At 74.9% G+C, this 8,978-nt stretch carries 9 protein-coding genes; 6 read left to right on the top strand and 3 right to left on the bottom strand.

The window, feature by feature from the left end; genetic code table 11:
- The coding region (locus ACFU6K_RS21295; protein WP_380665240.1) for a helix-hairpin-helix domain-containing protein at positions 1-1,075 on the bottom strand (1,075 nt) is incomplete at its 3' end.
- 59 nt (positions 1,076-1,134) lie between these two features.
- Positions 1,135-2,115 carry an aldo/keto reductase gene (locus ACFU6K_RS21290; protein ID WP_380665238.1) on the bottom strand — a complete coding sequence of 327 codons (981 nt, stop codon included), beginning with the start codon at positions 2,113-2,115 and terminating at the stop codon, positions 1,135-1,137.
- A 240-nt stretch (positions 2,116-2,355) separates the two neighbouring features.
- Here ACFU6K_RS21290 and ACFU6K_RS21285 point away from each other — a divergent pair, with 240 nt between their 5' ends.
- Entirely contained in the window at positions 2,356-3,402 is a 1,047-nt protein-coding gene (locus ACFU6K_RS21285) for an LLM class F420-dependent oxidoreductase (protein WP_380665236.1), read from the top strand.
- 69 nt (positions 3,403-3,471) lie between these two features.
- On the opposite strand, the gene ACFU6K_RS21280 is transcribed toward ACFU6K_RS21285, so the two are convergent.
- Positions 3,472-4,452 carry a magnesium and cobalt transport protein CorA gene (locus ACFU6K_RS21280; RefSeq protein WP_380665234.1) on the bottom strand — a complete coding sequence of 327 codons (981 nt, stop codon included), beginning with the start codon at positions 4,450-4,452 and terminating at the stop codon, positions 3,472-3,474.
- 160 nt (positions 4,453-4,612) lie between these two features.
- On the opposite strand from ACFU6K_RS21280, the gene ACFU6K_RS21275 reads away from it, so the two are divergent.
- The 5 genes from ACFU6K_RS21275 to ACFU6K_RS21255 all read left to right on the top strand — a co-directional run bounded on the left by ACFU6K_RS21275 (position 4,613) and on the right by ACFU6K_RS21255 (position 8,922).
- The gene (locus tag ACFU6K_RS21275; protein ID WP_380665232.1) at positions 4,613-5,305 is read left to right on the top strand and encodes a histidine phosphatase family protein; all 693 of its coding nucleotides are present in this window, start codon (positions 4,613-4,615) and stop codon (positions 5,303-5,305) included.
- Between the two features lie 197 nt (positions 5,306-5,502).
- A complete protein-coding gene (locus ACFU6K_RS21270) occupies positions 5,503-6,072 on the top strand; it encodes a DUF3090 family protein (protein WP_380665244.1) in 570 nt (189 codons plus the stop codon).
- A gap of 44 nt (positions 6,073-6,116) precedes the next feature.
- The gene (locus tag ACFU6K_RS21265) at positions 6,117-6,914 is read left to right on the top strand and encodes an SCO1664 family protein (protein WP_380665242.1); all 798 of its coding nucleotides are present in this window, start codon (positions 6,117-6,119) and stop codon (positions 6,912-6,914) included.
- A 118-nt stretch (positions 6,915-7,032) separates the two neighbouring features.
- Entirely contained in the window at positions 7,033-7,962 is a 930-nt protein-coding gene (locus ACFU6K_RS21260; protein WP_380665230.1) for an AraC family transcriptional regulator, read from the top strand.
- A gap of 123 nt (positions 7,963-8,085) precedes the next feature.
- Positions 8,086-8,922: a carbohydrate-binding protein gene (locus ACFU6K_RS21255; RefSeq protein ID WP_380665228.1), complete on the top strand. Its 837-nt coding sequence runs from the start codon at positions 8,086-8,088 to the stop codon at positions 8,920-8,922.
- Positions 8,923-8,978: the final 56 nt, after the last annotated feature.

Below are 8,978 nucleotides of genomic sequence, written 5' to 3'. Positions count from 1 at the left end.
GGGCGGTCGCGGAGGAGGACGACGCGGCCTCGGCGGCGGCCGCCCAGGCGGCCGGGCCGGGGGCGGCGGGGGGCTCCGCGTCGGTGGCCGCGTCTTCAGCCCCGCCGGCGTCCTCGGCCCCGCTGGTGTCTTCAGCCCCGCCGGTATCCTCGGCCCCGCCGGCGTCCTCGGTCTCCTCGGCGTCCTCGCCCGGCACGAAGGTGGCCATCAGCTGGAGCAGCTTCTCGGCGAGGCTGTCCTCGGCCATCGCCAGCCCCGCCAGGGCGAGCAGTGTCCGGGTCGGCGCCTCGTCCTCCTCGTCGCCCCCCGCCGCGTGCGCCTCGGGGCCGGTGAGCTCCTCCTGGAACGACAGCACCCGCCCGTCCTCGACGGCGGCCTGGATCGCGGTGGCCGGTTCGGGCATCCGGAGCCGGTCGAGCCCGACCGCCACCTCGGCGAGTTCCTGGGCCGAGTGCCCGCGCAGCGCCGCCTGCTCCAGCAGCCACGGCACCAGTGCACGGGCGCGGCGCTCGTCGCCCGGGCCGGCACCGGCGCCGAGCAGCTCCCGGGCGAAGCCGTCCGCGTGCTCGGGCCGGACGCCGGGCAGGCCCAGCACCGCCCACGGGTCCTCGCGCAGCCGTACGGGCGCCTCCTCGCCGAGCGCGGCCACGGCGGCGGCCGCCAGGTCGGCCGGGGCGCCGCCGGCGGTCAGCACCTCGACGGTGGCGCGGAGCACCTCGCCGCGCTGCCGGTCGGACACCACCGGGGCGGGGGCGGCCGGGGCGGGAACCCGGGCCGGAACGGGGGCGGCCGGGACCGGGGCGGCCGGGACCGGGGCCGGAGCGGCCGGCTCCGACTCCCCGGGCTCCGACCCTCCGGGCTCCGGGGCCTCCTCCGTCGGCGCCTCCGCAGCCGGGGCCTCCGCCATCGAGGCCTCCGCGCGGGCGGCACCCGCCCGTGCGGCACGGTCCGCGGCGTCCTCCGGCTGCATGCCGCGGATCCGCCGGGCCAGCTCCGCGAACTTCGCGGCCTTCGCCTCCGGGGTCAGCTGGGCCCCGGCGGTCACCTCCGGAGCGCCGTTCCCCGTGTCAGTCATCGTCGTCCGCTCCAAAGGTCACTCCACTGCAGGTTCTGCCCGACGACCCGGGCCGGGGGTCACAGCTCCGTCCACCCCTGGTCCGGGTAGTGGTGCACCGGCGACGAGATGTCGTCCAGCGCACCACGGATCTCATCCGGAAGCGTAAGCGCCTCCACCGACAGCGCCGACTGCAGCTGGGCCACCGTCCGGGCTCCGACCAGGGCGCTCGCCACCCCGGGCCGGTCCCGGACCCAGGCCAGCGCGACCGCCAGCGGGGTGCTGGCGAGCCCGTCGGCGGCGGTGGCGAGGGCGTCCACGATCCGTCGCGAGCGCTCCCCGAGGTACGGCTGGACGAACCCGGACAGGTACGGCGAGGCGCCGCGCGAGTCCTGCGGCACGCCGTGCCGGTACTTGCCGGTGAGCACCCCGCGCCCGAGCGGCGAGCCGGCCAGCACCCCGACCCCGGCGTCCAGCGCGGCGGGCAGCGCCTCCCGCTCGATGCCGCGCTGGAGCAGCGAGTACTCCAGCTGCGCCCCGGCCAGCGGCACCCGCCCGTGGTGGGCGTGCTGCCAGGCGGCGGACTTGGCGAGCTGCCAGCCGCTGAAGTCGCAGACCCCGACGTAGCGGGCGCGCCCGGAGGAGACGGCGATGTCGAGGGCGCTGAGCGTCTCCTCGACCGGGGTCGCCGGGTCGAAGGAGTGCACCTGCCACAGGTCGACGTAGTCGGTGCCGAGCCGGCGCAGCGAGGCGTCCAGGGCGGCGAGCAGGTGGCCGCGCGAGCCGTCGAAGCGGCGCGCGGACTCGGGGACGCTGCCGGCCTTGGTGGCGATGACGAGCTCGGAGCGGGGGACCAGGCTGTCGGTGAGCCGGGAGATCAGGTACTCGGCGCCGCCGTCCGCGTACACGTCGGCGGTGTCGAGCAGGTTGCCGCCGGCGTCGACGAACTCCTTGAGCTGCTCGGCGGCCTCCTGCTCGTCGGTGTCGCGGCCCCAGGTCATGGTGCCGAGGCCGAGCCGGGAGACCTGGAGGCCGGTACGGCCGAGGTGGTGCTTTTCCATCGGACGGGCCTTCCACTGGCCGGTGGCCCCGGGAGCCCCGGCGGCCCTGTGAACGCGCAGGTGGGGAGAGTGCTCCCCACGTCGGCTGAGCGTAGCGGCCGGTGCGCGGAGAGAGGTGCAGACCCGCAGAACGATCAACGGCACCGGTGTGACCGGATCCACCCCTACCCGTCAGTAGCGTGTTCGGTGCGGGCACGGTTACCCTCGCGACCAACCCCAACCCACTGGAAGGTGCGGCAGATGCGACTCGGGATCAACCTCGGCTACTGGGGACTCGGCATGGACGCCGACAACATCGCCGTGGCCCAGGAGGCGGACCGCCTCGGCTACTCCGTCTGCTGGGCGGCGGAGGCGTACGGCTCGGACGCCGCGACGGTGCTCAGCTTCGTCGCCGCGAAGACCGAGCGGATCGACGTCGGCTCGGCCATCTTCCAGATCCCGGCGCGCACCCCGGCGATGACCGCGATGACCGCCGCGACCCTGGACACCCTGTCCGGCGGCCGGTTCCGGCTCGGCCTCGGCGTCTCCGGCCCGCAGGTGTCCGAGGGCTGGTACGGCGTGAAGTTCGACAAGCCGCTCGCCCGCACCCGCGAGTACGTGGAGATCATCCGCAAGGCGATGTCCCGCGAGCGCCTGACGCACGAGGGCGAGCACTGGACGCTGCCGCTGCCCGGCGGCCCCGGCAAGCCGATCAAGCTCACCGTGCACCCGGTGCGCGAGCACATCCCGCTGTACATCGCCGCGATCGGCCCCAGGAACCTGGAGCTGACCGGCGAGATCGCCGACGGCTGGCTCGGCATCTTCTTCTCGCCCGAGCACGCCGCGCTCTCCCTCGACCCGCTGACGGCCGGCCGCGCCAAGGCCGGGCGGACGCTGGAGGGCTTCGACCTCTGCCCGACCGTGAACCTCGCGGTCGGCGAGGACATCAAGGCCGGGGTCGACGGCCTGCGCTCGTACGCCGCGCTCTACATCGGCGGCATGGGCAGCAAGGAGAAGAACTTCTACAACCAGCTCGCCCGGCGGATGGGCTACGAGCAGGCCGCCGACGAGGTCCAGGAGAAGTACCTCGCCCGGGACTACGCGGGCGCCGCGGCCGCCGTCCCGCACGACCTGATCGACGCCACCTCGCTGATCGGTGACACCGCCCGGATCGCCGACCGGATGCAGGCCTACGCCGAGGCGGGCGTCAGCACGCTCACCCTGGCTCCGTCCGGGTTCACCCTGGACGAGCGGATCCTGGCGCTGCGCACCGGTGTCGAGGCGCTGGAGCGCGCCGGACTGGCCTGACCGGGGCCGGGTGTCCGAGCGGCCCGACAGCCGGCGGCGCCACGGCCCGTGGCCGGACAGCCGTCGGCGCTACAGCCAGTCGTGCCGCTTGAACACCCGGTGCAGCACCAGGCAGACCACCGCCATCAGCACCAGCACCGCCGGGTACCCCCAGACCTGGCGCAGCTCGGGCATGTGCTCGAAGTTCATCCCGTAGATGCCCGCGATCATCGTCGGTACGGCGGCCAGCGCCGCCCAGGCCGAGATCTTCCGCATGTCGTTGTTCTGCTGGACGCTGACCTGCGCCAGGTTGGCGTTCAGGATGTCGGACAGCAGCCGGTCCATGCCGTCCACCTGGTCGTTCACCCGGGCCACGTGGTCGGCGACGTCCCGCAGGTAGGGCGCGGTCTCGGGGCGGACGAGGCGGGCGCCGCGCTCCAGGGCCAGCATCGGCTCCAGCAGCGGGCCGGTGGCCCGGCGCACGGACATCACCTGGCGCTTGTAGCCGTAGATCCGTCCGGCGGTGTCGCGGTCCACCCGGGAGGGGGAGAAGATGTCCGCCTCCAGTTCGTCCAGGTCGCTCTGGAGCCCGGCGGCCACGTCCATGTAGCCGTCGACGATCGTGTCGCAGACCGAGTGCAGCACCGAGCTGGGCCCGTACCGCAGCTGTTCGGGGTCCTGCTCCAGGGCGGCCCGCAGTCCGCTGAGCGGGCTGTCCTCGCCGTGCCGGACGGTCATCACGAAGTCCGGGCCGAGGAAGACCATCACCTCGCCGACCGTGACGACGTGCCCGCCGGGGTGGTAGCCGAGGGTCTTTAACGCGACGAACAGCGAGCCCTGGTAGGCCTCCACCTTGGGGCGCTGGTGGGCGCTGACGGCGTCCTCGACGGCCAGCGGGTGCAGCGCGAACTCCTTGCCGACGCGGTCGAGTTCCTCGGCGGTGGGCTCGAACAGGCCTATCCAGACGAAGCCGTCCGGGCCGGCCGCGCGGGCGGCGGCGAGCGCGTCGGCCAGGTCCTCGGGGGCCTCGATGCGGCGGCCGTCGTGGTAGGCGGCGCAGTGGACGATCATGCGGGCCATTGTCACCCGAGCGGGGCCGTCCGGCACGGATCCGGGGGATTCCGGTCCACCGGCCCCCGGTGGCCGACCCGTGGCGGACCCGGCCGCCGGGAGCCGGACGGGCGGGGAATCCGGTCTCCACGGCCGGGCCGAGAGGCCGTAGGCTGACCCCATGCCCACCCTGCTGCTCGTCCGTCACGGCCGCTCCACCGCGAACACCGCCGGAATCCTGGCCGGTTGGACCCCCGGCGTGGACCTCGACGACACCGGCCGGGAGCAGGCCGCCGCGCTGGCCGGCCGACTGGCCGGCATCCCGCTGGTGCGGGCGGTCAGCAGCCCGCTGGAGCGCTGCCGGCAGACGCTGGAGCCGCTGCTGGCGGTGCGGCCCGAGCTGGGTCCGCCGGCCGAGGACGAGCGGCTGGGGGAGTGCCACTACGGAGATTGGACCGGCCGCCCGCTGGCCGAGCTGGCGAAGGAGCCGCTCTGGCGCACCGTGCAGGACCACGCCGCCGGGGCCGCCTTCCCCGGCGGGGAGTCGCTGCGCGAGCTGAGCCACCGCACGGTGGACGCGGTGCGCGAGTGGAACCGGAGGATCGCCGCCGAGCACGGCGAGGACGCGGTCTGGATCGCCTGCTCGCACGGGGACGTGATCAAGGCCGTGGTGGCCGATGCGCTCGGGCTGCACCTGGACCACTTCCAGCGGATCAGCGTCGAGCCCTGTTCGGTCACCGCGATCCGCTACACCCCGCACCGGCCCTTCGTGCTGAGGATGGGCGACACCGGCGACCTCGCCTCGCTCGCCCCCCGGCCCGGCCCGGCGGCGGCCACCCCGGCCGGCGACGCGGTGGTCGGCGGCACCGTCTAGTCCGCGCCGCCGACGGGCCGTCCGGGGAGGCGCCGTCCGTGGCGGCACCGTCCGGTTCCCCGGGTGCCACCCCGCCCGCGGCCGTCGGCTCGGCTCCCCGGCCGGAGCCCGAAGGTCGTAGGGTGACTAGCGAGTCCATCCGGCCGCGGCCCGCCCCCGGCGGAACCGCGCCGACCGACACGATCCGGAGCGAGAGCGTGCCCCGTCAGGTCTTCTTCTACGACCAGCCCGAACGGTTCGTGGCCGGCACCGTCGGCCAGCCCGGCGCCCGGGCGTTCTACCTTCAGGCCAGCGCCCGGGGCCGGATCACCAGCGTGCTGCTGGAGAAGACCCAGGTCGCGGCACTCGCCGAGCGCATCGAGGAGGTCCTGGACGAGGCGCTGCGGCGCAGCGGCGGCGACGCGTCCATCCCGGCCGCCGCCCCGAACGACCTGCTCGACACCGCGCCGCTGGACCTCCCGCTGGAGCAGGAGTTCCGGGTCGGCACCATGGCCCTGGCCTGGGACAGCGTGGACGCCTGCCTGGTGGTCGAGGCGCAGGCGCTGGTCGAGGAGGAAGAGGAGGAGGACGCCGCCGAGGCGGCCTTCACCGACGACGAGAACGGCCCGGACATGCTGCGGGTGCGGCTGTCCGGCGCGATGGCCCGGGTCTTCGCCAAGCGCGCGCTGGACCTGGTCGCGGCCGGCCGCAAGCCCTGCCCGTTCTGCAACCTGCCGCTCGACCCGGAGGGCCACCTGTGCCCGCGCGCGAACGGCTACCGGCGCTGAACACCGACACCCCGCCGCAGGCCGACCCGACGGCCGCCGCCGCGCTGGCCGCCGACGTGCCCACCGCCCTCGCGCTGCTGCGCCAGGGCGGGCTGACGGTGCACGGCCGGCTCACCGACGCCTCCAACGCCGCGCTGTACTGCACGGTGGCGCACGGCTCGCTGAGCGCGCAGGCCGTCTACAAGCCGGTGGCCGGGGAGCGCCCGCTGTGGGACTTCCCGGACGGCACGCTGGCCGGCCGCGAGGTCGCCGCGTACGAGCTGTCCGCCGCGACCGGCTGGGCGCTGATCCCGCCCACCGTGCTGCGCGACGGCCCGCACGGGCCCGGCATGCTGCAGCTGTGGGTCGAGCCGGACCCGCTGGCCGAGCCGCTGCTCGCGCTCCAGGACCCGCGCGGCCCGGAGGCGGGCTGGCTGCCGATCGTCCGGGCCGAGGTCGAGGGCGGGCGGACGGCCCTGCTGGTGCACCACGACGACCGGCGGCTGCGCCGGCTCGCCGTCCTGGACGCGGTGCTCAACAACGCCGACCGCAAGGGCGGCCACCTGATCCCGGCCGCCGACGGCCGGGTGTACGGCATCGACCACGGCGTCACCTTCAACACCGAGGACAAGCTGCGCACCCTGCTCTGGGGCTGGGCCGGCGACCCGCTGCCCGCCGAGGCGCTGGAGGTGCTGACCCGGCTGGCCGGGCAGCTGGACGGCGAGCTCGCCGAGCGGCTCGCCCCGCACCTGACGGCGGCCGAACTGGACGCCACCCGGGCCCGGGTGGCCGCGCTGCGCGGCTCCGGCCGGCACCCGCTGCCGCCCGAGGACTGGCCCGCGATCCCCTGGCCGCCGGTGTAGGCCGGGGTTTCGGCGGGCCCGGACCGGCCTGCCCGGACGGCCGGTGGTCCGGCCCGCTGGTCGAAAACGGCGGCAGATGGTCTGGACCTGTCCCCGGAACAGGTCGCACACTGCTCCGATGGATGTGCGACGGACCACCCCCACCCCCCGAACCACGCCGGACCTGCCGTTGCACCGGTTACAGGTCCCGCTGCCCCACCTGCTCCCCTTCGCCATCGGCAGTTTCGACGCGATCGGCCCGCTCTCCCGGGCCGGCTTCCCCCACCGGCACTCGTTCTACGAGATCGTCCACGTCACCGGCGGCCACGGCGCCCACGTCCTGGACCTCGTCCACCGGCCGCTGGCGCCACCGCAGTTGTGCGTGATCACCCCCGGCCAGGTGCACTACTGGGCGGACGCCGAGGAACTGGTCGGCCGGGTCGTCCTGTTCAACGAGGACTTCCTGCTCGGCCACCCCCAGGACCTCGCCGCCCTGCGGGCGCTGGCCACCCGACCGGCCCTCGCGCTCGGGGACCAGGCCGACGCGGTCGCCGCGCTGCTCGCCGACATGGAGTACGAGTACCGGACCAGGGGCCCCGGCTACCAGGGCGTGCTGCGGGCCAGCCTGCACATCCTGATCGTCCGGGCGCTGCGCGCCTGCGCCCCGGCCGACCGTCCGGCGGTGCCCGGCCGCCCGGCCGAAGTGGCCGCCGCCTTCACCCGGTTGATCGCCCGGCCGGGCGGGGTGCGGCACTCGGTGGCCTCCACCGCGCAGGAACTCGGCGTCTCCCCGGGGCACTTGCAGACCCTGGTGAAGCAGGCCACCGGCCGGACGCCCGGTGGGCTGATCCGCCGCCAGCAGACCCTGGAGGCCAAACGGCTGCTCGCCTGCACGGACTTGACGATCCGTCAGGTCGCCAAGGAGGCGGGCTTCGTCGACCCGGCGTACTTCTGCCGGTTCTTCCGCCGGGAGACCGGGATGACCCCGGGGGAGTTCCGGTCCAGGGTCGACGGAAATCACCACGATCCCCGGATCATGTCCATCGCGGTCGCACCGGACGGCCCGTAACTTTGCTGGTGGCCACCGGTGGCCGGTCCGGCGCGCACGGACGGGCGGCCGGTCCGGCCCTTGTCATGCCCCCACCATGGCAAGGGCCGCCCCCACCCCCGCCTCACGAGAAGGAGACGGCGCATGCCCACGCCCGACGGCATGATCAGCCGCAAGACCGTCCTGAAGGCCGCCGCCGCGCTCGGGGCCGCCCCGCTGCTGGTCGGCGGCGGGGTCGCACTGGCCCGGGACCAGATCGGCACCGGCGAGCCGCTCGCCCTCACCCCCGAGTGCCACGACGGGGACGCCCCCACCATCGAGCAGACCGAGGGCCCGTACTTCAAGCCCAACTCCCCGCTGCGCAGCTCGATGGTCAACGACGGCCCCGGCACCCACCTGGTCGTCAGCGGCTACGTCTTCGGCCGCGCCTGCCGGCCCATCTCCGGCGTGCTGCTGGACTTCTGGCAGGCCGACGACGGCGGCAACTACGACAACAGCGGATACACCTTCCGCGGCCACCAGTTCACCGACGCCAACGGCGCCTACAAGCTGGACACCATCGTGCCCGGCCTCTACCCGGGCCGCACCCGGCACATCCACGTCAAGCTCCAGGCCCCCGGCCGCCCGATCGTCACCACCCAGCTGTACTTCCCGGGCGAACCGCGCAACAACACGGACACCATCTACGACGCCCGGCTGCTGATGAACGTCCGCCAGAACGGGTCGACCCGCGAGGGCAGCTACGACTTCGTGCTGAACGTCCCGCAGACCCCGGGCACGCCGAGCCCCACGCCCACCCCGACCGCCACCTCCACCGGCGGCCCCACCACGCCGCCCGGCGGCAGCTGGGCCGCGGGCACCTCGTACAACGCGGGCGACCGCGTGACCTACTCCGGCGTCTCCTACACCTGCCTCCAGGCGCACACCGCCATGGCCGGCTGGGAGCCGCCGAACGTGCCGGCCCTCTGGCAGCGGTCGTAGCGGCTCCGGCCGCTCCACCCGAGGAGCCGGGCGCCCGGTCGGCGGCAGGGCCGACC

The sequence above is a fragment of the Kitasatospora sp. NPDC057512 genome, from assembly GCF_042802135.1.
Classification (GTDB): domain Bacteria; phylum Actinomycetota; class Actinomycetes; order Streptomycetales; family Streptomycetaceae; genus Kitasatospora.
The sequence above is the reverse complement of the archived record's forward strand: the minus strand, read 5'-3'. Positions and strand labels throughout refer to the sequence as shown.